Raw genomic sequence first — 25,327 nt, 5'->3', positions numbered from 1 at the left:
AGGCGTCGCCACCGTGGCGCGCGTTCACGCGGTCGGCCGCACCTTCGGCAGCACCTCGGCGCCGAACGCGTCCAGGAACGCCCCCTGCTCCTGCCCGACGTGGTGCAGGGCGATCTGGTCGAAGCCCAGGTCGACGTACTCCTCCAGCCAGCCGACGTGCTGGCCCAGGTCGGCGGAGACGTTGACGGTGTCGGTGACCCTCGACACCGGCAGGTCCCTGCTGGCCTCGTCGAAGTGGGCGACGGTCTCCAGGTCCCAGCAGACCGGCGGGGCGAAGACGTTGCTGCGCCACTGCTCGTACGCGATCGCCTCGGCCTCGGCCTGCTCGGGCGCCCAGCTCACGTGCACCTGGAGGTGCAGCGGCCCGCGCCCGCCGGCGTCCCGGTAGGCGTCGATCATCTGCCGGAGGTGGTCGACCGGCGCGTTGACCGTGATCAGTCCGTCGGCCCACTCGGCGCACCAGCGGGCGGTGGCGACGCTCACCGCGGCGCCGACGAGCGCGGGCGGCTCCTCGGGGCGGGTCCACAGCTTCGCCCGGTCCACGGTGACCAGACCGTCGTGGCTGACCTCCTCGCCGGCCAGCAGCGCCCGGATCACGTCGACGCACTCGCGCAGCCGGGCGCTGCGGACGTCCTTGCCGGGCCAGCGGTCGCCGGTGATGTGCTCGTTGCTCGCCTCGCCGGTGCCCAGCGCCGCCCAGAACCGTCCCGGGTACATCGCGCCGAGCGTGCCGATGGCCTGCGCGATGATCGCCGGGTGGTAGCGCTGGCCGGGCGCGTTGACCACGCCGAACGACAGGTTGGTGGCCTGGAGGGCGGCGCCGAGCCAGGACCAGGCGAAGCCGGACTGACCCTGCCGCTCGCTCCACGGGGAGAAGTGGTCGGAGCACATGGCGGCGTCGAAGCCGGCGGTTTCGGCGTGGATCACCGCCTCCAGCAGCTTCGCCGGGTGGATCTGCTCATGGGATGCGTGGAAGCCGAACGCCGTCATGCCCGGCACTCCTACCCACCCCGCCCGGGATGTAAGCAGGGGCCCCCGCTTAACGCCTGCGGTAGAGGAGGGGCCCCCGCTTAACACCTCACCTCACTCGGCGTGCGCGCCGGCGCCCGCCCCGGCCTCCCCCGCGCCGATCCACACCGTCTTGGTGTTGCAGAACTCGCGCATGCCGACGGCGGACAGCTCGCGGCCGTACCCGGAGTTCTTCACGCCACCGAACGGCAGCTCCGGATAGGACGTGGTCATGCCGTTGATGAACACGTTGCCGGCGTCCAGGTCGGTGGCGAAGCGCTCCTGCTCGGCCGGGTCGGTGGTCCAGGCGTTCGCGCCGAGGCCGAACGCGGTGCCGTTGGCCACCTCGATCGCCTCGTCGTACGAGTCGACCCGGTAGAGCCCGGCGACCGGCCCGAACACCTCCTCGCCCCACATCCGCATCTCCGGCCGCAGGTCGGTGACCACGGTCGGCGGGTAGTACCAGCCGTCCCCGGACGGTTTCTCGCCGCCGCAGAGCACGGTGGCGCCCTGGTCGACGGCGTCGCGCACCTGGTCGTGCACCTCGTCCCGGCCGCGCTCGCTCGCCAGCGGGCCGACGTCGGTGGCGTCGTCCATCGGGTCGCCGACGCGCAACGCCGACATCCGGGCGGCGAACTTCTCGGCGAACGCGTCGAAGACGTCGGTGTGCACGATGAACCGCTTGGCCGCGATGCAGGACTGGCCGTTGTTCTGGCAGCGGGCCGTGGTGGCGACCTCGGCGGCCTTGTCCAGGTCGGCCGAGGGCATCACCACGAACGGGTCGCTGCCGCCCAGCTCCAGCACTGTCTTCTTGATCTCCCGGCCGGCGATCTGGGCGATGGAGCGGCCCGCCGGTTCGCTGCCGGTGAGGGTGGCGGCTCGCACCCGCGGGTCGCTGAGGATCCGGTCGACCGCGTCGGAGCCGACAAGCAGCGTGGTGAACGCGCCTTCGGGGAAGCCGGCGCGGCGGAACAGGTCCTCCAGGTAGAGCGCGGTCTGCGGCACGTTCGAGGCGTGCTTGAGCAGGCCGGTGTTGCCGGCCATCAGGGCCGGCGCGGCGAAGCGCATCACCTGCCACAGCGGGAAGTTCCACGGCATCACCGCGAGAACCGGGCCGATCGGCTGGTAGCGGACGTACGCCCGCGTCGCCTTGACCGCGGCGGCGTCGGCGGGCTCGTCGGCGAGCATCCGCGGCGCGTTCCCGGCGTAGAAGCGGCAGGCGGTGGCGCACTTGGTGACCTCCGCCTTCGCCGCGGCGTAGGTCTTGCCCATCTCGGTGGTCATCAGCCGGGCGGTCTCGTCCCGCTCGGCGTCGAGCAGGTCGGCGGCGGCGGTGAGCCACCGGGCCCGCTGGGCGACGTCGGTGCCGCGCAACTGCCGGAACGCGAGGTCGGCCCGTTCGATCGCGGCGTCGATCTGCTCCTCCGACATCGCGTCGTACGTCTTGAGCACCTGTCCGGTGGCGGGATTGGTGGTGGCGATGGGCATCTCGTACTCCTGTCACTCGAACAGCGAGTGCCGCACGCCCGGCTCCTCCCGGCGGCGTGCGGCGCGGCGGCGCTGGATGACGACCATATCGACCACGGCCACCACGGCGAGGATCGCGCAGACGACCCCCAGCCAGGCCAGCCCGGCGACGAACGCGAACACCGCGAGGACGGTCATCACGACCAGACCGAACAGTGCCAGGACGAGGCGCAGGTTCAGCGCGCTGTTCGCGTGGCCGACCGTGCCACGGGCACGGCGGGGCTGTGATCGGGTCATTCCTCCCGGCTACCCGGGCACGGCCGGGGCTAACCGGCGGGACCGTGACCGGAGCCGAACACCCGTCGCAGCATGCTCATGTGAACGACAGGGGTCGATGCAAGAAAGGCGACAGACCGCCCGTACGGACCGACCAGGGGCATAGGGTCGACACGCCGCTGGCGTGCCGCCGGACGGAGGACCGGATGCCTCGACGTTGGATCGCCGCGCTCGCCTGCCTCGCGGCGCTCGTCGCGCTGGCCTGCGACGGCTCGGGTGAGGCGTCGCCGCGCCCGTCCGGATCGACCCGCCCCGGCGACCCCCGGGTGCTGACCGCGCTCGGCGACTCGGTCACCACCGGCTTCGGCTCCTGCCTGGTGCTGGTGAGCTGCGAACGCAACTCCTGGTCGACCGGGGACAGCCTCCGGGTGGAGAGCCTCTTCCGGCGGCTGCGCGGGGACGTGCCGGAGCTGCGCGCGCACAACCGGGCGGTGCCCGGCGCCCGCGCCGCCGGGCTCGCCGACCAGGCCCGATCCGCCGTACGCGACAAGGCCGACCTGGTCACCGTGCTGATCGGGGCGAACGACGTCTGCCGCGGCGACGTCGACGCGATGACGCCGACCGGCACGTTCCGGGAGCAGGTCGACACGGCGCTGGCCGTGCTGCGCAAGGGTCGGCCGAAGGCCCGGGTGCTTGTGGTGAGCATTCCCGACCTGTACCGCCTCTGGGCGATCGGGCACACCGAGGAGCGGGCCGTCCGGGCCTGGTCGCGCGGCGTCTGCCCGGCGCTGCTGGCCGACGCCACGTCCACCGCGCCCGCCGCGACGGCCCGCCGGGCCCGGGTCCGGGACCGGATCGAGGCGTACGACGAGCAGCTCCGCGCCGCCTGCCGGGCGTACGGGTCGCGCTGCCGGTGGGACGGCGGCGCGGTGCACCGCCTCCGGTTCACCCTGGACCAGGTGAACGCGCTCGACTGGTTCCACCCGAACGCGGCCGGTCAGGGCCGGTTGGCCGAGGTGGCCTGGAACGCCTCCGGCTGGGCCCGCGACTGAACCCGCTCAGGGCCGGCGCGGGCCGGGGATCTGCCGGCCGGTGCCGCGGTAGAGCGCGCGGGCCCGGTCCGCGAGTTCCTTGGTGGCCGAGGAGTTGGCCCAGGTGCCGAGGATGATCGCGGCACCGGGGATCACCTTGGCGAACATCCGCTTGGCGGCGCGTACCCCGGCCATCCGGGCCAGCCGGACACCGAGTTGCAGCATCACCCGGCCCAGCGCCCGGTCGCCGGCGGACCCGAACAGCGCGCCGGCCCGTTCCCGGCCGGCGGCCACGCCCAGCGCCAGCCGGGCGGTCTCGGCGGCCTTGTGCACCCGCTGGAGCACCAGCAGGTCGGTGGCCCGGTCGGAGTTCGTCGGGTCGGCGCCGTAGGCGGCGGCCACGTGCAGCACCAGCCGGGCCTGGGTCCAGGCGAGCACGCCGACGTCGATCACCGCGCCGGGCAGCCCGGCGGCCCCGGAGACCGCGCCGGAGAGCCGGGCGTGGTTGACGAACTTGCGGACCGCCAGGTCGGCCAACTGCTCGGGTGGCGCGTCCGGCCGCTGCGCCCGTTCCCGGGCGGCCCACTGCGCCGCCTCCGGCCCCAGCCGGCGCACCGCTTCCAGGGCCAGGTGCTCCGGCGCGTACTGCGGGTCCTCGCGCATCCGGTCCCAGAGGGTGGCCGGGGGCGCGTCGGGCGCTTCCACCGGTGGGACCGGGACGGCGGGGACGGCGGTCGGCTCCCCGTCGCCGGGGGCGGGGTCGGTCACGGGACGCTCCGGGGCTCGTCGTGGGGGTGGTCGGTCAGCGGCGCCGGGTCGAGGAGAGGCGGGTGGCGAGCTGCCGCAGCCGCTCCTGGTTCTGCGGCTTGGCCATCTCGCGCCGCCCCCGGTCGACCAGTTGCTGGCCGCGCGGGGACCGCAGGAAGGTGGTGATCCGGTGCATCAGCGACATGGTGTCCTCCCGTCCGCGGTCCCCCTCATGTGTACCGGGAACCGGCAAGCCCTCTCGTACCCGCACCGGCGCTCCGGCAACCGTCCAGTCCGGTCAGCCGAGGATCGCCGCCACCACCGTGCCCGCGTTCCACTCGTGCTGCGCGTACGCGTCGGGGAACGCGGAGATCTGCACCGCCTGGGCGGCGACGGACAGCGGGAGGTCCTGCCAGCCGGGGATCTCCTGCAACGCGGACAGGAACGCCCTGGTCGCGTACTCGGGATCCATCAGCTCGGCGACGGTGCCCCAGCCGCTGCTGGGCCGCTGCTGGAACAGCCCGACCGAGTCGTGGTCCCAGCCGATGGCCTGGTGCGGGTAGTTCTGGGATTCGGGCAGCACGCCGCTGGCGTAGTTGAGCAGGGTGCTCTCCTGCATCGCGGTGGCCACCGCGATGACCAGACCGCGGCGCGGCACGCCCATCTCCCGGCCGGCGCGGACGATCTTCGTGGCGTTGTCCATCTGGGTGCGGTTCAGCCCGGCGACCGGGACGATCCGGCGCGGCTTCGGCTTGCGCGTGACCGTGGCCTTCGGCTTCGGCTTGGCGGTCGCCGAGGGACTGGCGTCGGGGGTGGCTGCGGTGGGGCTCGGGGCGGCGGTGGTCGAGCGGGCCAGGCCACGCGAGGCGGCGCCGAGCGCGGCCCGCTCGGCGATCTCCGCCGTGGGGGCCGGCTTCGTCGTCCGGTCGGCCGCGCGGAAATCGACCTGGCTGACGCCGACCAGGCCGAGGCAGCAGGCCGCGCCGGTGGCGACCACCAGCCGGGCGCGGTGGTTCATCACCCGCCGCAAGCGGGTACGCCGAGTGCCGTCGTCCGGCGGCCCGTCGTCGGGTGGCAAGGAAGCGGTTGTCCGGTCGTTCGAGGGGGTATCGTCCAAACGGTCAGCCGGGCGGCCGGGGCCGTTCGTCTGTTCAGGGGTGCCGTCGTCACGCATCCGACGAGGCTAGACAGGGCAAACCGGGATCACCCAGACCCATAAGGTGACCCCCGCCACACTATCTTCAAGATCATTCGGACATCCGTGTGGAATCTCGCCCAGTGCGGCGTCAACATCGTCGAACGGTCGAACCTCCGGTCCGCCACGAAGCCGGCCGGTCGAGGCAGGAACATCGCAGCCGCCCACCTCCCCACTGATGATCGACAAACTCGTCCTTTCAGCCGATCCGGGATGGGCCGCCGGACCGGGGGCGTGGCCGAATCGTGATCACCATCCGGGCTCCGGACGGGTCCGTAACGGAATGGACCACGTACCCCGGTACGTTTGCCGAATCGGGAACGCCCCGCACGCGCGGCGCTTCCGTACGGTTCGACAGGGAGGACCCACCGGTGCTCGACCCACACGAGCTCTACGAACTCACCGACGAGCTGCCCGACCTCGGCCAGCCGGTGCTGATCCAGGCGCTCACCGGCTTCGTCGACGCCGGCAGCGCCACCCGACTGGCCCGGGAGCAACTCCTCACCGCGCTGGACGCCCGGACGATCGCCCGCTTCGACATCGACCAGATCTTCGACTACCGCTCCCGCCGGCCGGTGATGACCTTCGTCGAGGACCACTGGGCCGACTACGACGCCCCGACCCTCGAACTGCACCTGCTGAACGACGACGACGAGACGCCGTTCCTCCTGCTCACCGGCCCCGAGCCGGACGTGCAGTGGGAGCGGTTCGTGGCCGCCGTCGCCGGGCTGTCGGCCCGTCTCGACGTCCGGCTCACCGTCGGGCTCAACTCGATCCCGATGGCGGTGCCGCACACCCGACCCAGCGGCGTCACCGCGCACGCCACCCGGCCGGAGCTGATCGCCGGCCACGAGCCGTGGCTCCAGAAGGTGCAGGTGCCGGCAAGCGTGGGGCACCTGCTCGAATACCGGCTCGGCGAGCAGGGACGCGACGCGCTCGGCTTCGCCGCCCACGTGCCGCACTACGTCGCGCAGACCGAATACCCGGCCGCCGCGGAGGCGCTGCTCGCCGCCGTGTCCCGGAGCACCGGCCTGCTGCTGCCGAGCGACGGCCTGCGCAGCGCGGCCGAGGCGATCCGGGTGGAGATCGACCGCCAGGTGGCCCAGACCGAGGAGGCGGCCACACTCGTCGCGGCACTCGAAGAGCAGTACGACACGTTCGCCCGGGGTCGCGGTGAGAAGAGCCTGCTCGCCACGGAGACCGGTCCGCTACCCACCGCCGACGAGCTCGGCGCCGAGCTGGAACGCTTCCTCGCCGAGCAGACCCGCCCGGGCGACACCCCGGAACGCTGACGGCGGGCCGGGCGCGCCGGGCCGGGATGCGGCAGGCTGGGGGCATGCGCCTGGCGACCTGGAACGTCAACTCGGTGAAGGCCCGTCTCCCCCGGCTGCTCGACTGGCTGGGCACGACGAAGCCCGACGTCGTCTGTCTCCAGGAGACGAAGTGCCCGGACGGGGCGTTCCCCGTCGCCGAGGTGGGCGAGCTGGGATACGAGGTGGCCAGCCACAGCGACGGACGGTGGAACGGCGTGGCCGTGCTGTCCCGGGTCGGGCTGGCCGACGTCACGGTCGGGTTCACCGGCGAGCCCGGGTTCCCCGAGCCGGAGGCCCGCGCCATCGCGGCCACCTGCGACGGCCTGCGGGTCTGGTCGGTGTACGTGCCGAACGGCCGCGCCCCGGACGACCCGCACTACACGTACAAGCTGGCCTGGTTCGCGGCGCTGCGCGACGCGCTGGCACCGGAGGTCGCCGCCGCCATTCCGCTCGCCGTCTGCGGCGACTTCAACGTCGCGCCCACCGACGCCGACGTCTGGGACCCGGCGCTGTTCGCCACCTCCACCCACGTCACACCGGCCGAACGGGCCGCCCTGGCCGCGCTGCGCGACCTGGGCCTGACCGACGTGGTGCCCACCCCGATGAAGGGACCGCACCCCTACACCTACTGGGACTACCGCGCCGGCATGTTCCACCAGAACAAGGGCATGCGGATCGACCTGGTGTACGCCACCGCGCCGTTCGCGGACGCGGTCCGCTCCGCGTACGTGGATCGGGAGGCCCGCAAGGGCAGGGGCCCCTCCGACCACGCCCCGATCGTGGTCGACGCCGACCTGGTGCCCGCCGTCGAGGCGCTCTGAGTCGCCGTAGGGTGGACGGCATGGCAGTCGTGAAGATCAACGCGATCGATGTTCCGCCCGGCGCCGGCGAGGAGCTGGAGAAGCGGTTCGCGGCCCGGGCCGGCGCGGTGGAGAACTCCCCCGGCTTCCTCGGTTTCGAGCTGCTCCGCCCGGTCGCCGGCGAGACCCGCTACTTCGTCTACACGAGGTGGGAGACCGAGGAGGCGTACCAGGCGTGGGCGCAGGGCCCGTCCCGAGAGGCCCATGCCGGCAACGGCGAGCCCCGCAAGCCGGTGGCCACCGGGGCCACCCTCCTGGAGTTCGAGGTGGCCCTCCAGGTCCCCACCCCCTGAGCGCCCGGCCACGGCTCCGGTCAGGGCTTCTGGAGCATGATCGACGCATAGTGGGCGAAGCTCCCGCCATTCGAGACAGGCGTTCAGCATCACGGGATCGATCATGAGACCGGCCAGATCTTGGTACGAATCCGCCCCCAGAGGGGCCGTTCCGTACCAAGATCTCCCAGGGACGGGTCAGCGCGGACGTGTGGTGAGCAGAGAGGCGAAGACGATCACGTTGTCCTCGTAGCCGGTGCGTCCGCCGAGCCAGGTGCCGCCACACGTGATCAGGCGCAGTTCCGCCGGGCCGGAGTCGCCGTAGACCCGGGAGGCGGGCAGTTTCGCCTTGTCGAAATACTCCACGCTGTCGACCGTGAACGTCACCACGCTGCGGTCGGCGCGGGTCACCTGGATCCGGGCGCCCGGCTTGAGCTGGCGCAACCGGTAGAACACGGCCGGCCCGCTCTTGCTGTCGACGTGACCGACGATGATTGCCCGGCCGGGTTCGCCCGGTACCGCACCCCGGTCGTACCAGCCGGTCTGGTCGGTCTCGGTAAGCGGCGGCACGTCCACCGACCCGTCGCGCGCCTGACCGACCGGGGTGACCGGCGCGGTGACCTTGATCGCCGGCACGGACAGGCGGACCGGGAGGCTGGCCGGCTTCCGGACCGGCGCCGGGGCCGGGGCCGACCCGGACGCTACCGCCGCACTCGACCCGGCCGACGCCTCGGCCCAGTCGAACGGCCCGGCGGTACGGCCGAGCCCCGCCCCGACGGCGAACACGCCGACCAGCACCAGCACGACGGCAAGCGGTTTCGACCAGGGGCTCCGCCTCCGATCCCGCTCCTCCGGCGACCCGGCGGGCGACGACCCAGCGGGCGACGACCCAGCGGGCGGCGACCCAGCGGGCGGCGACCCAGCGGGCGGCGACCCGGCCCGCGCCGGACCAGCGGGCGGCGGACCGGCGGACCGGGATCGCTCGGACAGCGGACCGGCCGGGGGCGGACTCCAGGGACGGGATGCGGCAGGCGGTGGCATCCAGGGCCGCGACGCGGACGGCGGGACGTGCGCCGGACGGGACCGGGTGTCCGCGTCAACAGGTGGTGGATCGGCAGGCGGCGGACTCCACGACCGTGGACCGGAGGGTGGCCCGGATCCCGCAGGCGCCGCATCGTCGGCAGCAGGACCAACGGGCGGGACAGCGCCGGCACGCCGGCCAGTGGGCGGGACAGCGCCGGCACGCGGGCCAGTGGGCGGGACGGCGCCGGCACGAGTGCCGACGGACGGCCGGCCGTCGGTACGAGGACCGGCGGGCGGGGCGGCTGGCGGAGGCAGGGCGGCGAACGGCCACCCGAAGCGCCGGGGGCCGGCGGGCGGCGGAGCGTAGTGGTCGGCCATGGCGGGACTCAGCGCCGTGCGGCGTGCCGGCGGGAGGCGGCCACCCCGAGCCCGGCGCCGACCATGGTCAGCGCCAGCCCGACCGGCACCAGCAAGCCGCCGAGACCGGGGCCGGCGGTGCCGCCGAAGCCGGTCGCCGGGCCGCGGCTCGGGAAGTGGCTCGGGAAGTGGCTGGGCGGGTGGGTCGGCGGCCGGGTGGGCTGCGCCTGCTTGACCACCTGGAGCATGGTGGACGCGGTCTCGCCGCCCGGGCATTCGAGCTTGATCCGGTAGTTGCCGGGCCGGGTGCGCTCGTAGACCATCGGCGACGCGGTGAGCAGCCCGCGTTGCGGCTGCACCTGGATCCGGCCGAAGGCGTCGGAGGCGACGATCGCCGGCACCGAGTTGTCCCGGCAGCTCGCCCGGACGCCGACCAGGTAGCCCGGCTCCACCGTGCCCGGGGTGACCTCCACGAAGATCACGTCGCCCGCGCCCGGCTGTTCCGGCCCCGGCTCGGCGACACGTGGCGCGGCCCGGGTGGGCGTCGCGCCGAGCAGCGGGGCCGCGCACGCCACGGCCGCGACCAGCAGCGCCACCCGTCCCCTGACCGATCCCATGACCCCTCCCGGCGTACGGGATGAATCCTCTCACCCCCGGCCGCACCGCACATCCGATCGACGCGGCGGTCGCGTAGGCTCGGGTCGCTGTGACCTCCACCGACGCCCCCGCCGCCCGCATCCGCACCTTCCATCCGCGTCGCGGGCGGATGAGTGACCGGCAACACGACGCGCTGGCGCGGCTCTGGCCCGCGTACGGCCTCCGGATCGCCGCCCTCGACGGGCCGTGCGATCCGGCGGTGCTGTTCGACGGGCGGGCGCCGCTGGTGCTGGAGATCGGCTCCGGCATGGGCGACGCCACCGCCGCCATGGCGGCGGCCGACCCGAGCCGACACTATCTGGCGGTCGAGGTGCACACGCCGGGAATCGCCAACCTGCTGGAGCTGGTGGAGCGGCACCGGTTGGGCAACGTCCGGGTGGCCGAGGGGGACGCGCTGGACCTGGTCCGGGCCATGCCGGAGGGGTGCCTGGACGCGGTGCACGTCTACTTCCCCGACCCGTGGCCGAAGACCCGCCACCACAAGCGGCGGATCATCGCGCCGGCGCACGTGGCGCTGCTGCGGTCCCGGCTGGCGTCCGGCGGCACGCTGCACTGCGCCACCGACTGGGCCGAGTACGCGGAGTCGATGCGGGCGACGCTCACCGCCGACCCGGAGCTGGTCGACGTGCACGGCGGGTACGCGCCCCGCCCGGCGCACCGGCCGGTGACGAAGTTCGAGCGGCGCGCGCTGACCGCCGGCCGGGAGGTCTTCGACCTGATCCACCGGCGGCGCTGAAACCGGAGCCCGGAAAGCGGAGCCGGGGCGCGGAACCCGGTTGGCGCGGCGGGGTGCCGTCCAGGCACGATGGGAGCCGCCATGACTCTCACCGCCGCGCTGCCGAAGACCGCCGACCCGGACACCCTCTACGACGCGTTCGCCTCCTGGGCGTCCGAGCGCGGCCTCGACCTCTATCCCCACCAGGAGGAGGCGGTCATCGAGATCGTCTCCGGCGCGAACGTGATCATGAATACGCCGACCGGTTCGGGCAAGAGCCTGGTGGCGATCGCGGCGCACTTCGCCGCGCTCGCCGACGACCGGACGAGCTTCTACACCGCGCCGATCAAGGCGCTGGTGTCGGAGAAGTTCTTCGCGCTCTGCGAGGTCTTCGGCGCGGAGAACGTCGGCATGCTCACCGGTGACGCCAGCGTCAACGCGGACGCCCCGATCATCTGCTGCACCGCCGAGATCCTGGCCAACCTGGCGTTGCGGGAGGGCCGCCGGGCCGACGTCGGCCAGGTGGTCATGGACGAGTTCCACTTCTATGCCGAGCCGGACCGCGGCTGGGCCTGGCAGGTGCCGATCATCGAGCTGCCGCAGGCCCAGTTCGTGCTGATGTCCGCCACGCTCGGCGACACCACCCGCTTCGTCGACGACCTGACCCGGCGCACCGGGCGGCCGACCGCCGTCGTCCGCTCGGCCGAGCGGCCGGTCCCGCTCCTCTTCTCGTACGCGACCACGCCGCTGCACGAGACGCTCGAGGAACTGCTGCAGACCAAGCAGGCCCCGGTGTACGTGGTGCACTTCACCCAGGCCGCCGCGCTGGAACGGGCGCAGGCGCTGATGAGCGTCAACGTCTGCACCCGCGCCGAGAAGGACATGATCGCTCAGGCGATCGGCAACTTCCGGTTCACCTCCGGCTTCGGCAAGACGCTGTCCCGGCTGGTCCGGCACGGCATCGGCGTGCACCACGCCGGCATGCTCCCGAAATACCGCCGCCTGGTGGAGACGCTCGCCCAGGCCGGCCTCCTCAAGGTCATCTGCGGCACGGACACGCTCGGCGTCGGCATCAACGTGCCCATCCGCACGGTGCTCTTCACCGGCCTCTCGAAGTACGACGGGGTGCGGACGCGCCTGCTCAAGGCCCGCGAGTTCCACCAGATCGCCGGCCGGGCCGGGCGGGCCGGGTTCGACACCATCGGCCGGGTGGTGGTGCAGGCCCCCGAGCACGTGATCGAGAACGAGAAGGCGCTCGCCAAGGCGGGCGACGACCCGAAGAAGCGCCGCAAGGTGGTGAAGAAGAAGCCGCCGGAGGGCTCCATCGGCTGGGGCGAGCCGACGTTCCAACGCCTCGTCGAGGCCGAGCCGGAGCCGCTCACGTCCAGCTTCCAGGTCAGCCACTCGATGCTGCTCAACGTGATCGGCCGGCCCGGCGACGCGTTCGCCTCGATGCGCCACCTGCTCACCGACAACCACGAGGACCCGGCCGCCCAGCGCCGGCACATCCGCCGGGCCGTCGCCATCTACCGGGCGCTGCGCGCCGGCGGCGTGGTCGAGGAGCTGCCCGAGCCGGACGAGACCGGCCGGCGGGTGCGCCTCACCGTCGACCTCCAGCTCGACTTCGCGCTCAACCAGCCGCTGTCGCCGCTGGCGCTGGCCGCCATCGAGCTGCTCGACCGGGAGTCCCCGTCGTACGCGCTGGACGTGCTCAGCGTGATCGAGGCAATCCTGGACAACCCGCGGCAGATCCTCTCCGCGCAGCAGTTCAAGGCCCGCGGCGAGGCGGTCGCCGCGATGAAGGCCGACGGCATCGAGTACGAGGCCCGCCTCGAACTGCTCGACGAGGTGACCTGGCCCAAGCCCCTGGCGGAGCTGCTGACCGGCGCGTACGAGATGTACCGGCAGGGCCACCCGTGGGTCGCCGACCACGAGCTGGCCCCGAAGTCCGTGGTCCGGGACATGTACGAGCGGGCCATGACGTTCCCGGAGTACGTCCAGTTCTACGGGCTGTCCCGCTCCGAGGGCCTGGTCCTGCGCTACCTCGCGGACGCGTACAAGACGCTGCGGCAGACCGTGCCGGAGGACGCCAAGACCGAGGAACTGGTCGACCTCATCGAGTGGCTGGGCGAGCTGGTCCGCCAGGTCGACTCCAGCCTGATCGACGAGTGGGAGCGGCTGCGCAACCCGTCCGACGTGGCCGAGGTGGCCGCCTCGCTGGACGACCGGCCGCCGGCGGTCACCCGCAACGCGCGGGCGTTCCGGGTGCTGGTGCGCAACGCGCTGTTCCGCCGGGTCGAGCTGGCCGCGCTGCGCCGCTGGGACCTGCTCGGCGAGCTGGACGCCGGCGACGGCTGGCACGCCGACGCGTGGGCGGACGCGCTGGAGCCGTACTTCGAGGCGTACGACTCGATCGGGGTGGGGCCGGACGCGCGCGGGCCGGCGCTGCTGATGATCGAGCAGGGCCGCGAGCGGTGGACCGTACGCCAGATCCTGGACGACCCGGAGGGCGACCACGACTGGGGCATCAGCGCCGAGGTGGACCTCGCGGCCTCGGACGAGGTGGGCGCGGCGGTCATCCGGGTCACCGACGTCGGCCAGCTCTAGGACTACGCGAAAAAGGGCCGCCCGGGATGTCCGGGCGGCCCTTTTCACACCCTGGGCAATGTCAGACCCGTCGATTAGAATGTATGTACTAAACGAGCTGTTGACCTGGGAGGATGCTCGTGACTGCGCCCACCTCCGCCGCCCCTGTCACCCCCTACGCCACCCTGCTCGGGTTCACCCGCTACGTGGACCGCACCGGCCCCACCAAGGCCACGTTCGTCGGCGGTCTGCGCCGCCAGCGGGCCAGCCGGCACGGCTTCAACCCGCACGGCCAGTTCGTCAAGGCGCTCAAGGCCGACGTGGCGTTCCACACCGGCGGCACCCACCTGGCCCAGGTGGCCGACGTGGTCAAGCCACGGTGGCGCCCGCTCTACGAGGCGCTCACGCCCGGCGCGACCCGGTGGCTGCACTCGCTCGGCGACCCGACCGGTGTCGACCTGGCGCAGGCCCGCGACGCGCTGGCGATGCTGGGCGACCTGCCCGTGAAGATCAACCCCCAGTTCGGCGTACGCTTCGCCGACGGCCGGGCCGAGGCGATCCGGCTGCACTTCGACGAGGCGCCGCCGAGCGAGGAGGCCACCCTGGCGACCCTGCACCTGATGGCCCGGCACATGGACGCCGTGCTGCCGCACGCCGAGCCGGTCCTCGTCGACGTGCGGCGAGGCGAGGCGCACCGGATGCCCGCCGACGCCAAGCCCGAGCAGATCGAGCAGTGGCTGGCCGGCGAGGCCGCCGCGTTCCGCGCGATCTGGTCCACCGCCGCCTGACGCGCGCAGATTCACGGAAAGTGTGGCTATCCGGCGCCGGATAGCCACACTTTCCGTGAAAGCGCGAGGTGGCGGCGTGGGTTGTCCACAGGGGGTTTCGGGGAGTCAGCGGGGGCGGCAAGGTTGTGGGGTGCCTCGTTGTCCTCGTCGGCCGGCCGAACTCGTCGGCAAGGTGTTCTTCGCGCGGGAAGCGGTTCATCGTGGGCTGCTCACCCGCAACGAGCTGCGCAGCAGCGCCTGGCGGCAACTGTTCCACAACGTCTACGCCGATGCCCGCCTGGAGATCTCCCACGCCACGCGCTGCCGCGCGGCGGCGTCCTGGCTGTTCCCTCCGGGCTGCGCCATCGCCGGCCGATCGGCGGTCGCGTTGCTCGGCGGACCACAGCCGCGCCCCGAGGAACCCGTCGAGGTGCTGGTGGAGCCGTCGGCGCGCTTCGGACCGGTAGCCGGGCTCCGCATCCACGTGGCGAACTGGCAGGAAGGCGAGGTGCTCCGCGTCGACCGGGCACCGGTCACCACACCGGCGCGCACGTGCTGGGACCTCGCCTGCTGGCTGGACGGCGTGGAGGCGGTCGCACACATCGACGCGCTGCTGCACCGGCAGGCCACCGATCGCGCCGAACTGATGGCGTACCTGGGACGGCGGGCCGGAGAACGTGGCGCCCGTCGATTCGCCGAGGCACTGGGGCTCGCCGATGGCGGCGCGGAATCACTGCCGGAGTCACGGCTACGGGTCCGGCTGATCCGCGCCGGCCTGCCCCGGCCGGTGACTCAACACGTGATCACCCGGCAGGGTCGTTTCGTGGCGAGGGTCGATCTCGCATGGCCGGACCTCAAGGTGGCGGTGGAGTATGACGGGCTCTGGCACCACGACGCCGAGCAGTTCCACCGCGACCGCCGCCGCCTCAACCAGATCCTGCGTGACGACTGGATCGTCCTGCACGTCACCAGCAGACGCATGGCCGAGGACTTCGACGGCGTCCTCGCCGAAATCCGCGCCGCCCTGACCACCCGCCGACGCCCCCGCTGACCCCACCCCACCCACACCGGCGCCCCCGCGCCCCACCCGCGCCCCACCCGCGCCCCACCCGCGCCCCACCCGCGCCCCACCCGCGCCCCACCCGCGCCCCACCCGCGCCCCACCCGCGCCCCACCCGCGCCCCACCCGCGCCCCACCCGCGCCCCACCCGCGCCCCACCCGCGCGCTTTCACGGAAAGTGTGGCTATCCGGCGCCGGATAGCCACACTTTCCGTGAATTTGCGCGCTGAAGGGCGTGGGGGTGGAGGGAGGGGGTCAGGCAGCCAGGTACTTCTCCAGGTCGTCGAGGATCTTGTTGGCGGCGGTGACGCCGATGCCGGTCATCCAGGTCTCGTCGGAGACCACGTGCGCCTTGCCGGCCTTCACCGCGGACAGGCCCTTCCAGAGGCTCCCGGTGGTGACCCTCGCCTGCTCGGCGGCGGCCTTCTCGCCGTACGCGGTCACGAACACCACGTCGCCGTCGACCTCGTTGACCCGCTCGGCACTGACCAGGTCGAAGCGCCTGTCCTCCTTGCCCTCCAGGCGCTGCCGCTCCGGGCGGCCCAGGCCGGTGTCGCCGACCACGATGCCGGAGAACGAGTCCGGGCCGTACACCCGGATGTTGCCCGGGATGAAACGCACGATGGAGATCTTGCGCGCGTCCGCGTCGCCGAGCTTCGCGCCGAAGTCCGTCGCCCGCTTCTCGTACGCGGCCAGTAGGTCCTTGGCCTGCTGCTCCCTGCCGAGCGCCGCGCCGTCGAGGAGGAAGTTCTCCTTCCAGGTGACGCCGACCTTCTCGGTGAACACGGTCGGCGCGATGGCGGACAGCTCGTCGTAGAACTTCTCCTGGCGGAACTTGCTGCCGAGGATCAGGTCCGGCTTGAGCGCGTTGATCGCCTCCAGGTCGGGCTCGGTGAGCACGCCGACCTCGGTGATGCCGGTGAGCTTCTCCGCGCCGAAGTAGGTGGGCCAGCTCTTCGCCTCGCCGGCGGTGGCCGCGCCGACCGGGGTGACGCCCAGCGACAGCGCAGTGTCGATCTTGTCGGTGTCGAGCACCACCACGCGCTTGGGCTCGACGGGCACCTTGGTGGCGCCCATGGCGTGGGTGATGTCCCGGGTCTCCCCGGCGCCGGCGCCGGCGACCGGGTCGCTCTCCCCGCAGGCGGTGAGGCCGACGCCGAGGGCGAGGGCGGTGGTGAGTACGGCGGCGAGGCGACGCATCAGGTTCCTTTCCGTGGTGCGAGTGCGGGTGCGGGCCGGCGCGCTCAGGCGTCGCCGACGGGGGCGCCGACCGGGGCCGGCGTGCCGGCCGGAGCGGCCGGGGAGTGGGTGCGTGCGGGCGGGGCGGCCGAGGTCTGGGTGCGGGCGGGCACCACGAGCGGGGCGCCGGTGACCGGGCAGGGCACGACCACGCAGTCGAGCCCGAAGACGTCGCGGACCAGGTCGGCGGTGAGGATCTCGCGTGGCGGGCCGGCGGCCACCACCGCGCCGTCGCGCATGGCGACCAGGTGGTCGGCGTAGCGGGCGGCCTGGTTGAGGTCGTGCAGCACCGCCACCACGGTCCGGCCCCGCTCGGCGCGCAGCCGGTGCAGCAGGTCCAGCACCTCCACCTGGTGGGCCAGGTCGAGGAAGGTGGTGGGCTCGTCGAGCAGCAGCGCGTCGGTGTCCTGGGCGAGGGTCATGGCGATCCAGACCCGCTGGCGCTGCCCGCCGGAGAGCGTGTCCACCGCGCGGTCGGCCAGCCCGGTCACGTCGGCCAGCCGCATGGCCTCGTCGACGGCCCGGCCGTCCTCGGCCGACCACTGCCGCCACCACCGCTGGTAGGGCTGCCGGCCGCGCCCGACCAGGTCGGCCACGGTGATCCCCTCGGGCACCAGCGGGCTCTGCGGCAGCACGCCCAGCCGCCGGGCCACGTCCCGGGTGGGCAGGTCGCGGATCGCCGCGCCGTCGAGCAGCACCGCTCCCCGGCGCGGGGTGAGCAGCCGGGCCATGGTGCGCAGCAGGGTCGACTTGCCGCAGGCGTTCGGGCCGACGATCACCGTGAACGCGTCGGCCGGCAGGTCGAGTTCCAACCCGTCCAGCACGGTCCGGCCCTCGTAGCCGACGACCAGGTCGCGGGTGGACAGCAACGCGGTCACGACCGCCTCCCTCGGGTGCGCAGCAGCACGAAGATCAGGTACGGGCCGCCGATGGCGGCGGTCAGCACACCGGCCGGCAGTTGGGTGGGCGCGAACAGCCGGCGCCCGGCCAGGTCGGCGAGCACCAGCAGCAGCGCGCCCAGCAGGGCGGCGCAGACCAGCGGCGGGCGTTCGGCGCGGACCAGCCGGCGGGCCACCTGCGGGGCGACCAGCGCCACGAAGTCCACGGCGCCGACCTGGGCGGTGACCGCGGCGGCGGCCAGCACGCCGGTGCCGGCCAGCCCGATCCGGCGGGCCACCGGGCGCAGCCCGATCCCCCGCGCGGTGTCGTCGTCCAGGGCCGAGCTGCGCAGCGCCCAGCCGGCCCAGAGCAACACCGGCAGCAGCGCCAGGAGGGTGCCGGCGATCCAGCCGGCCTCGGTCCAGCCCTTGCCGGCCAGGGTGCCGATCAGCCAGAGCTGGGCGCGCAGGCCGTCGATCGGGTCGGCGGTGAGCATCACCACCTCGGTGAGCGCCCGGAACGCGAACGCCACCGCCACGCCGGCCAGCACGAACCGCTGGGCGGCCAGGCCGTGCCGGGCGCCGAGCGCGAACACCAGGACGGCCGCGGCCAGCCCGCCGACCAGCGCCGCCGGGGCCACCAGGACCGCCGCCGCCCCGCTGGTCAGCGCCACGGTGGCGGCCAGCCCGGCGCCCTGGGTGACGCCGATGACGTCGGGGCTGGCCAGCGGGTTGCGGGCCACGCTCTGGATCAGGGTGCCGGCCACGCCGAACGCCGCGCCGGCCAGCGCCGCCAGCACCGCGCGGGGCAGCCGCAGGTCGCGCACCACGAGGTCGTACGGGGTACCCGCCCCGGACAGCGAGCGGACCACGTCGCCCGGCGCCACGTACGGCGTCCCCAGCGACAGGCTCAGCACCACCGCACCGCCGAGCAGCACGAGAAGCACCCCCGCCACGACCAGGGGCCGCCACCGGAACGGCACCGCCACCGGCCCCACCCGCAGCAGCGCCTTCCCCGCGGGCACCCCACCCCACCCCCGGCGATCTGGCACGTGCGGCCCCTCGAACGGGCGATTCGCCTGCTCTGCCGGGGCAGCAACCGCACGATCGCGGAGAGGGGAACGGGAGCGGGGGGCGGTCATGCGGTCACGGCCTTGGCGCGACGGACCAGGATCGCCAGCAGGGGGGCGCCCAGGAGGGCGGTGATGATGCCGGCGGGGATCTCGCCGGGCGGGGAGACCAGGCGACCGGTCACGTCGGCGGCCAGCACCAGGGCGGGACCGAGCAGCGCGGCGACCAGCAGCGTCCACCGGTGGTCGGCGCCGACCAGCGCCCGGGCCAGGTGCGGCACGGCCAGCCCGACGAACGCGATCGGGCCGGCGGCGGCCACCGCGGCGCCGGTGAGCAGCACCCCACCCCCGCCGGCGGCCAGCCGGACCAGGGCGACCCGGTGCCCCAGCCCACGGGCGACGTCGTCGCCGAGGGCGAGCGCGTCCAGCCCACGGGCGGCCAGCGCGGCGAGCAGCACCCCGGCCAGCACGAACGGGAGCACCTGCCCGGCCACGCCCACGTCCCGCCCGGTGAGCCCGCCGACCACCCAGAAGCGGTACTCCTCGAACGTGCGGGCGTCGATGCTGAGCAGCGCGTACACGACCGCGCCGAGACCGGCGTCGAGGGCCGCGCCGACCAGCGCGAGGGTGACCGGGCTGGCACCGTCGCGGGTGCGGTTGGCGACGGCGAAGACCAGCAGCCCGGCGAACAGCGCCCCGGCGATGCCGAACCAGACGTACCCGGCGAGCGTGCTCACGCCGAACACGGCGATGGCCAGCACCACGCCGAAGGACGCGCCGGCGCTGACGCCGAGGATGCGCGGCTCGGCCAGCGGGTTGCGGGTGACCGCCTGGAACAGCACCCCGGCCAGCGCCAGCGCGAGACCGACGACCAGACCGAGGGCGGTACGCGGCACCCGCAGCTCGCGGACCACCGTGGTGGCGTCGCCGGCGTCCGGGGCCACCAGGGCGAGCCATACCTGGTCGACCGGGAGGGGCCGGCTGCCGAGCGCCAGGCTGGACAGCAGCACGAGCACGAGCAGGAGCGCCGCCGCCACGGTGACCGCCACGCGGCGGGGCGCGCCGCCGCGGGCGGGGGCGTCGGCCCGGACGGGCCGGACGGCGACGGTGGTCACGGGGGTGTTGCCTTCCGTTAGGTTCGCCTTACCTTAACTGACCAGGTAAGGCGAACCTAACTCGACGTTGTCGATGGGCTTGCGCCTCCACCGGGGGGAGGCGCGAGGGTGGGCGCATGAACGGTGGCGAGCGTTACGAGATCGGCGAGTTGGCCCGGCGGACCGGCGTACCGGTGAAGACCATCCGATTCTGGGCCGACCGGGGGATCGTGCCACCCACCGACCGGGGCCCGACCGGTCACCGCCGTTGGACGCCGCAGGCAGTGACCCGGGTCGACCTGGTGCGGACGCTGCGCGAGCTGGGTGTGGACCTGGCCACGGTGCGCCGGGTGGTGGACCTGGAGGTGACGCTGCCGGAGGTGGCCGCGGCGCACGCCGACGCGCTGGCCGCCCAGATCCGGGTGCTGCGGTCGCGCCGCGCGGCGCTGACCGTGATCGCCCGGCGCGGGTCCACCCCGCCCCAGGCCGATCTGCTGCGCCGCCTGGCCGGGCTGGCCGCGCGGGAGCGCCGCCGGCTGGTCGACGAACTCCTCGCCGCCACCTTCACCGGCCTGGCCGACCCCGGGTTCGCGGGCATCCGCCGGTCCCTCACCCCGGAGCTGCCCGAGGACGCCGACGACCAGCAGGTCGAGGCGTGGGTGGAGCTGGCCGAACTGGCCCTGGACCCGGGCTTCCGGGCCGGCCTACGCCGGCTGGCCGAGCTGCACGCGGCCGATCGGGAGGGCGTCGCGGGCGTACGCCGGGACGCGGTCGCCCTGGTCCGGGCGGAGATGGCCCCGGCGCTGGCCGCCGGCGTGGACCCGGTCTCACCCCGCGCCGATCCGGTCCTGGCCCGGGTCACGGCCCGCTACGCCGCGCTGTGCGGCCGGCCGGACGACGCCGGGCTGCGGCGGCGGCTGCTCGACCGGCTGGAGGCCGCGCATGATCCTCGGCGGGAGCGGTACGAGCACCTGCTCGGCGTGGTGAACGGGTGGCCACCGGCCGAGAGCCTGGCGCCGGTGCTGGACTGGGCGATCCGGGCGTTACGCGGCCGGCCGCTCGGCGGCTGACGCGGCTGGTCCACTCCGCGCCCATCCCCCGGCCGTCAATCCTCCGCGGACTGGCGACTACCGGGCACCACCGGCAGCGGCCACACCCCGGTACGCGGGCCGGCCGGCACCTCGGCCTGGTGGTCCGACCAGACGTACGTCTCGGGCAGCAGGTCGGACACCGGCACCGCGCGCAGGCCGTCCGGCGGCCCGACGATCACCCGGATCGCCGGGAAGTAGTCGAGCAGCACCTGCCGGCAGCGTCCGCACGGCGGCAGGACGCCCCGCCCCCGGTCCCCCACCGCGACGATCGTCTCCAGCTCGCCGGCGCCCTGGGTGGCGGCGGCGCCCAGGGCCACCACCTCGGCGCACGGCCCGCCGGTGAAGTGGTAGACGTTCACCCCGCTGAACACCCGGCCGTCGGCGCTGCGCACGGCAGCCGCCACGGTGTGGTTGTCGCTGCGGCAGCGGAGCTTGGCGACGGCGGTCGCGGCCTGCACGAGCGCCCGGTCCGTGTCCCGCATGATCATCCCCGTCCCTCGTCGACCTCGTCGGCGGCAACTTTATCCGGGCGGACGCTCTGACCAGCGATGGCACGCCCACCGCCGGTAACCCGGGGGCGGTACGCCGCGCGGCTGCCTATCCTTGGCGACGACATGCCGAATCCAGCCGTACCCGCCGCCGCCGAGACCGCCCGCGACCTGCACCGCCGCCTCGCCCCCCTGATGTTCCGCGACCAGCGCCGGCTCCAGCGGCGGCTCGACGGCGTGCGCAAGCTGCGGGACCCGCAGCGGCGGGAGGCGGCGCTGGCCGAGATCACGGCCGAGGTGACCCGCGCCGAGGCGCGACTGGCGTCCCGCCGCGCGGCCGTCCCGGCGATCACCTATCCGCCGCAGTTGCCGGTCAGCGAGCGCAGGGACGACATCGCCGCCGCGATCCGCGACCACCAGGTGGTGATCGTGGCCGGCGAGACCGGCTCCGGCAAGACCACCCAGCTACCCAAGATCTGCCTGGAGCTGGGGCGCGGCGTCACCGGCCTGATCGGGCACACCCAGCCCCGCCGCCTGGCGGCCCGCACGGTCGCCGACCGGATCGCCGAGGAGCTCGGCACCGAGCTGGGCGGCGTGGTCGGCTACAAGGTGCGCTTCGCCGACCAGGTGGGCGACACCAGCCTGGTCAAGCTGATGACCGACGGCATCCTGCTGGCCGAGTTGCAGACCGACCGGATGCTCCGGCAGTACGACACGCTGATCATCGATGAGGCGCACGAGCGCAGCCTCAACATCGACTTCATCCTCGGCTACCTGCGGCAGTTGCTGCCCCGCCGGCCCGACCTCAAGGTGGTCATCACCTCCGCGACCATCGAGACCGACCGGTTCGCGAAGCATTTCGCCGACGCGGACGGCAACCCGGCGCCGGTGGTCGAGGTGTCCGGGCGCACCTACCCGGTGGAGGTCCGCTACCGGCCGCTGGTCGAGGTCACCGAGGCCGAGGAGGAGGACGAGGCGGACGAGGAGAACGTCCGGGACCAGATCCAGGCCATCGGCGACGCGGTCGAGGAGCTGGCCGCCGAGGGACCCGGCGACATCCTGGTGTTCCTCAGCGGGGAGCGGGAGATCCGGGACACCGCCGACGCGCTGGGCAAGCTGGTGCAGAACAAGCGGTCGCTGCTCGGCACCGAGATCCTGCCGCTGTACGCCCGGCTCTCCACCGCCGAGCAGCACCGGGTCTTCGCCGCGCACTCCAACCGGCGGGTGGTGCTGGCCACCAACGTCGCGGAGACCTCGCTGACCGTGCCCGGCATCACGTACGTGGTGGACCCGGGCACCGCCCGGATCTCCCGCTACTCCAGCCGGCTGAAGGTGCAGCGGCTGCCGATCGAGCCGGTCTCCCAGGCCAGCGCCAACCAGCGCAAGGGCCGCTGCGGGCGTACCTCCGACGGCATCTGCATCCGCCTCTACGACGAGGCGGACTTCGACTCCCGCCCCGAGTTCACCGACCCGGAGATCCTGCGCACCAACCTGGCCTCGGTCATCCTCCAGATGACGTCGATCGGGCTCGGCGACGTCGCCGCGTTCCCGTTCATCGACCCGCCGGACCGGCGCAACGTCACCGACGGCGTCAACCTGCTGCACGAGCTGGGCGCGCTCGACCCGGCCGAGACGGACCCGGCGAAGCGGCTCACCCCGTTGGGCCGGCGGCTGGCCCAGCTCCCGGTCGACCCCCGGCTGGCCCGGATGGTCCTCGAAGGTGAGCGCAACGGCTGCGCGACCGAGGTGGTGGTGATCGCCGCCGCGCTGTCCATCCAGGATCCGCGCGAACGCCCGGCCGACAAGCAGGCCCAGGCCGACCAGGCGCACGCCCGGTTCGCCGACTCCGAGTCGGACTTCGTCGCGTACCTCAATCTCTGGCGCTACCTGCGGGAGAAGCAGCGGGAGTTGTCGTCCAGCGCCTTCCGCCGGATGTGCAAGGCCGAATACCTCAACTACCTGCGGGTACGCGAGTGGCAGGACATCGTCGGCCAGTTGCGCCAGGTCCTGCGTACCTCGGACAAGGGTGAGGGCCGGCGTGGCGCCGGCGCCGACCTGCCCGAGGAGATCGACACCCCGAAGGTGCACCAGTCGCTGCTGCCCGGCCTGCTGTCGCACCTCGGGCTCAAGGACGCGCAGAAGCACGAATACCTCGGCGCGCGCGGCGCGAAGTTCGCCGTCTTCCCCGGATCGGCGCTGTTCAAGAAGCCACCGCGCTGGGTGATGGCCGCCGAGCTGGTGGAGACGTCCCGGCTGTGGGGGCGGGTGGCCGGGCGGGTCGAGCCAGAATGGGTCGAGCCCCTCGCGCAGCACCTGGTCAAGCGCAGCTACAGCGAGCCGCACTGGGAGAAGAAACAGGCGGCGGTGATGGCCTACGAGAAGGTCACGCTGTACGGCATCCCGCTCGTCACCTCGCGCAAGGTCACCTTCGGGCGGATCGACCCGGGGTTGAGCCGGGAGCTGTTCATCCGGCACGCCCTGGTGGAGGGCGACTGGCAGACCCACCACCAGTTCTGGCGGGACAACCAGAAGCTCCTGACCGAGATCGAGGAGTTGGAGAACCGGGCCCGGCGGCGGGACATCCTGGTCGACGACGAGACCATCTTCGGCTTCTACGACCAGCGGATCCCCGCCGACGTGGTCTCCGGCCGGCACTTCGACACCTGGTGGAAGAAGACCCGCCGGGAACGGCCGGACCTGCTCACGTTCACCCGCGAGCTGCTCGTCAACGCCGGCCGGGGCGGCCTGGACGAGGAGGACTACCCGGACGAGTGGCGGGCCGACGGCGTGACGCTGCCGCTGACATACACGTTCGACCCGACCGCGCCCACCGACGGCGTCACCGTGGACATCCCGCTGCCGCTGCTCAACCAGGTGCCGGCGGAGAGCTTCGACTGGCAGGTGCCGGGGCTGCGCGAGGACCTGGTGATCGCGTTGATCCGGTCGCTGCCCAAGCCGGTGCGGCGCAACTTCGTCCCGGTGCCCGACTACGCGCGGGCGGCGCTGGCCGCGATCACGCCGGGCGAGGAGCCGCTGCTGGCCGCGCTGACCCGGCAGTTGCGCCGGATGACCGGCGTGACCGTGCCGCCGGAGGCGTGGGACCTGGGCCGGCTGCCACCGCACCTGCGGGTCACGTTCCGGGTGCTCGGCGACGACGACAAGCCGGTCGCCGAGGGCAAGGACCTGCCGGCGCTGCAACGCCAACTGCGTCAGGAGGTACGCCAGGTCGTCGCCGCCGCCGCGCCCGACGTGGCCCGCGGCGGGCTGACCGAGTGGTCGATCGGCGCGCTGCCGCGCACCATCGAGCAGGTCCGCGCCGGTTTCGCGGTGACCGCGTACCCGGCGCTCGTGGACGAGGGCGCCACCGTCGGCGTGAAGGTGTTCGACTCCGCCGGTGAGCAGGAGGCCGCGCACTGGGCCGGCACCCGGAAGCTGCTGCGGCTGACGCTGCCGTCACCGGCGCGGTTCCTCCAGGGGCGGCTGAGCAACGAGGCGAAGCTGGCGCTGTCCCGCAACCCGCACGGCGGGGTGCCGGCGCTGATCGAGGACGCCACCGGGGCCGCCATCGACAAGCTCATGGCGGACGCGGGCGGCCCGGCCTGGGACGCCGAGGGCTTCGCGGCGCTGCGCGAACGGGTCCGCGCCGACCTGGTCGACACCGTGGTCGAGGTGATGGGCCGGGTCCGGCAGGTGCTGGCCGCCGCGTACGCGGTGGAACAGCGGCTGGGCGCGACCCGGAACCTGGCCGTGGTGGCGGCCCTTGCCGACGTCCGCGCGCAGCTCGGCGGGCTGGTGCACGCCGGCTTCGTCACCGAGGCCGGTTACGCCCGCCTGCCCGACCTGTTGCGCTACCTGACCGCGATCGAACGGCGGCTGGACCGGCTGCCCGGAAACCCGCAGCGGGACAAACAGCAACAGGACCGCGTCGCCGTGGTGCAGAAGGAATACCAGGACATGCTGGCCGCGTTGCCGCCGGCCCGGCGGGGCTCGACGGCGGCCCGGCAGATCCGCTGGATGATCGAGGAGCTGCGGGTGAACGTGTTCGCCCAGGCTCTGGGCACCCCGTACCCGGTGTCGGAGCAGCGCATCTACCGGGCCATGGACGACGCCGAGGGCCGCTGAGAGCGTCCGGC

At 73.6% G+C, this 25,327-nt stretch carries 23 protein-coding genes; 10 read left to right on the top strand and 13 right to left on the bottom strand.

What is annotated here, in order from left to right; all coding sequences use genetic code 11:
* Window positions 1-24: 24 nt before the first annotated feature.
* From O7619_RS14345 to O7619_RS14335, 3 genes are all read right to left on the bottom strand, one after another.
* Complete coding sequence (locus tag O7619_RS14345) at window positions 25-990, bottom strand: TIGR03885 family FMN-dependent LLM class oxidoreductase (RefSeq protein WP_282288318.1); 966 nt, start codon at window positions 988-990, stop codon at window positions 25-27.
* 93 nt (window positions 991-1,083) lie between these two features.
* Window positions 1,084-2,496, bottom strand: coding sequence for an NADP-dependent succinic semialdehyde dehydrogenase (locus tag O7619_RS14340; protein WP_282288317.1), 1,413 nt, complete (start codon window positions 2,494-2,496; stop codon window positions 1,084-1,086).
* Window positions 2,497-2,508: 12 nt separating this feature from the next.
* Complete coding sequence (locus O7619_RS14335; protein ID WP_282288316.1) at window positions 2,509-2,772, bottom strand: DUF6343 family protein; 264 nt, start codon at window positions 2,770-2,772, stop codon at window positions 2,509-2,511.
* A 185-nt stretch (window positions 2,773-2,957) separates the two neighbouring features.
* Between O7619_RS14335 and O7619_RS14330 the strand changes: the two genes are divergently transcribed.
* Window positions 2,958-3,803: a GDSL-type esterase/lipase family protein gene (locus tag O7619_RS14330; RefSeq protein WP_282288314.1), complete on the top strand. Its 846-nt coding sequence runs from the start codon at window positions 2,958-2,960 to the stop codon at window positions 3,801-3,803.
* A 6-nt stretch (window positions 3,804-3,809) separates the two neighbouring features.
* Here O7619_RS14330 and O7619_RS14325 read toward each other — a convergent pair whose 3' ends face one another.
* The 3 genes from O7619_RS14325 to O7619_RS14315 all read right to left on the bottom strand — a co-directional run bounded on the left by O7619_RS14325 (window position 3,810) and on the right by O7619_RS14315 (window position 5,547).
* Window positions 3,810-4,550, bottom strand: a complete 741-nt coding sequence (locus O7619_RS14325; protein ID WP_282288311.1) for an EcsC family protein — start codon at window positions 4,548-4,550, stop codon at window positions 3,810-3,812.
* Window positions 4,551-4,584: 34 nt separating this feature from the next.
* Window positions 4,585-4,734, bottom strand: a complete 150-nt coding sequence (locus tag O7619_RS14320; protein WP_282288309.1) for a hypothetical protein — start codon at window positions 4,732-4,734, stop codon at window positions 4,585-4,587.
* A gap of 93 nt (window positions 4,735-4,827) precedes the next feature.
* Window positions 4,828-5,547 carry a peptidase M23 gene (locus tag O7619_RS14315; RefSeq protein ID WP_282288831.1) on the bottom strand — a complete coding sequence of 240 codons (720 nt, stop codon included), beginning with the start codon at window positions 5,545-5,547 and terminating at the stop codon, window positions 4,828-4,830.
* A gap of 548 nt (window positions 5,548-6,095) precedes the next feature.
* Here O7619_RS14315 and O7619_RS14310 point away from each other — a divergent pair.
* From O7619_RS14310 to O7619_RS14300, 3 genes are read left to right on the top strand one after another with little or no spacing between them, the layout of a single operon-like run.
* Window positions 6,096-7,016 carry a PAC2 family protein gene (locus O7619_RS14310; RefSeq protein WP_282288307.1) on the top strand — a complete coding sequence of 307 codons (921 nt, stop codon included), beginning with the start codon at window positions 6,096-6,098 and terminating at the stop codon, window positions 7,014-7,016.
* A 44-nt stretch (window positions 7,017-7,060) separates the two neighbouring features.
* Window positions 7,061-7,858 carry an exodeoxyribonuclease III gene (locus O7619_RS14305; RefSeq protein WP_282288306.1) on the top strand — a complete coding sequence of 266 codons (798 nt, stop codon included), beginning with the start codon at window positions 7,061-7,063 and terminating at the stop codon, window positions 7,856-7,858.
* A gap of 20 nt (window positions 7,859-7,878) precedes the next feature.
* The gene (locus O7619_RS14300; protein WP_282288304.1) at window positions 7,879-8,190 is read left to right on the top strand and encodes an antibiotic biosynthesis monooxygenase; all 312 of its coding nucleotides are present in this window, start codon (window positions 7,879-7,881) and stop codon (window positions 8,188-8,190) included.
* A 177-nt stretch (window positions 8,191-8,367) separates the two neighbouring features.
* On the opposite strand, the gene O7619_RS14295 is transcribed toward O7619_RS14300, so the two are convergent.
* Window positions 8,368-8,973: a class F sortase gene (locus O7619_RS14295; RefSeq protein ID WP_282288303.1), complete on the bottom strand. Its 606-nt coding sequence runs from the start codon at window positions 8,971-8,973 to the stop codon at window positions 8,368-8,370.
* Window positions 8,974-9,578: 605 nt separating this feature from the next.
* Window positions 9,579-10,166, bottom strand: coding sequence for a hypothetical protein (locus tag O7619_RS14290; RefSeq protein ID WP_282288302.1), 588 nt, complete (start codon window positions 10,164-10,166; stop codon window positions 9,579-9,581).
* Window positions 10,167-10,315: 149 nt separating this feature from the next.
* On the opposite strand from O7619_RS14290, the gene trmB reads away from it, so the two are divergent.
* From trmB to O7619_RS14270, 4 genes are all read left to right on the top strand, one after another.
* Entirely contained in the window at window positions 10,316-10,942 is a 627-nt protein-coding gene (gene trmB / locus O7619_RS14285) for a tRNA (guanosine(46)-N7)-methyltransferase TrmB (RefSeq protein ID WP_282288830.1), read from the top strand.
* An 81-nt stretch (window positions 10,943-11,023) separates the two neighbouring features.
* The gene (locus O7619_RS14280) at window positions 11,024-13,528 is read left to right on the top strand and encodes a DEAD/DEAH box helicase (RefSeq protein WP_282288300.1); all 2,505 of its coding nucleotides are present in this window, start codon (window positions 11,024-11,026) and stop codon (window positions 13,526-13,528) included.
* A 119-nt stretch (window positions 13,529-13,647) separates the two neighbouring features.
* On the top strand, window positions 13,648-14,295 hold the full coding sequence (locus O7619_RS14275; RefSeq protein WP_282288298.1) for a hypothetical protein: 648 nt from the start codon (window positions 13,648-13,650) through the stop codon (window positions 14,293-14,295).
* A 130-nt stretch (window positions 14,296-14,425) separates the two neighbouring features.
* Window positions 14,426-15,325, top strand: a complete 900-nt coding sequence (locus tag O7619_RS14270) for a hypothetical protein (RefSeq protein WP_282288296.1) — start codon at window positions 14,426-14,428, stop codon at window positions 15,323-15,325.
* Window positions 15,326-15,589: 264 nt separating this feature from the next.
* On the opposite strand, the gene O7619_RS14265 is transcribed toward O7619_RS14270, so the two are convergent.
* From O7619_RS14265 to O7619_RS14250, 4 genes are all read right to left on the bottom strand, one after another.
* Complete coding sequence (locus O7619_RS14265) at window positions 15,590-16,534, bottom strand: iron-siderophore ABC transporter substrate-binding protein (RefSeq protein WP_282288294.1); 945 nt, start codon at window positions 16,532-16,534, stop codon at window positions 15,590-15,592.
* Between the two features lie 44 nt (window positions 16,535-16,578).
* Window positions 16,579-17,451: an ABC transporter ATP-binding protein gene (locus O7619_RS14260; RefSeq protein ID WP_282288292.1), complete on the bottom strand. Its 873-nt coding sequence runs from the start codon at window positions 17,449-17,451 to the stop codon at window positions 16,579-16,581.
* Window positions 17,448-18,476: an iron ABC transporter permease gene (locus tag O7619_RS14255; protein WP_282288290.1), complete on the bottom strand. Its 1,029-nt coding sequence runs from the start codon at window positions 18,474-18,476 to the stop codon at window positions 17,448-17,450. Before O7619_RS14255 ends, O7619_RS14260 begins: the two co-directional genes overlap by 4 nt.
* A 113-nt stretch (window positions 18,477-18,589) precedes the next feature.
* Window positions 18,590-19,636: an iron ABC transporter permease gene (locus O7619_RS14250; RefSeq protein ID WP_282288288.1), complete on the bottom strand. Its 1,047-nt coding sequence runs from the start codon at window positions 19,634-19,636 to the stop codon at window positions 18,590-18,592.
* Between the two features lie 116 nt (window positions 19,637-19,752).
* On the opposite strand from O7619_RS14250, the gene O7619_RS14245 reads away from it, so the two are divergent.
* Window positions 19,753-20,685 (top strand): MerR family transcriptional regulator, encoded by a 933-nt coding sequence (locus tag O7619_RS14245; protein ID WP_282288286.1) that lies wholly within the window; start codon window positions 19,753-19,755, stop codon window positions 20,683-20,685.
* A 35-nt stretch (window positions 20,686-20,720) separates the two neighbouring features.
* On the opposite strand, the gene O7619_RS14240 is transcribed toward O7619_RS14245, so the two are convergent.
* Window positions 20,721-21,188, bottom strand: a complete 468-nt coding sequence (locus tag O7619_RS14240) for a cytidine deaminase (protein WP_282288285.1) — start codon at window positions 21,186-21,188, stop codon at window positions 20,721-20,723.
* Window positions 21,189-21,320: 132 nt separating this feature from the next.
* Between O7619_RS14240 and hrpA the strand changes: the two genes are divergently transcribed.
* Window positions 21,321-25,316 (top strand): ATP-dependent RNA helicase HrpA, encoded by a 3,996-nt coding sequence (hrpA, locus tag O7619_RS14235; protein WP_282288283.1) that lies wholly within the window; start codon window positions 21,321-21,323, stop codon window positions 25,314-25,316.
* Window positions 25,317-25,327 lie beyond the last annotated feature (11 nt).

The organism is Micromonospora sp. WMMD998, from assembly GCF_029581235.1.
In the GTDB taxonomy this organism is placed as follows: Bacteria; Actinomycetota; Actinomycetes; order Mycobacteriales; family Micromonosporaceae; genus Micromonospora.
This window is presented reverse-complemented; position numbering and strand designations above follow the sequence as displayed.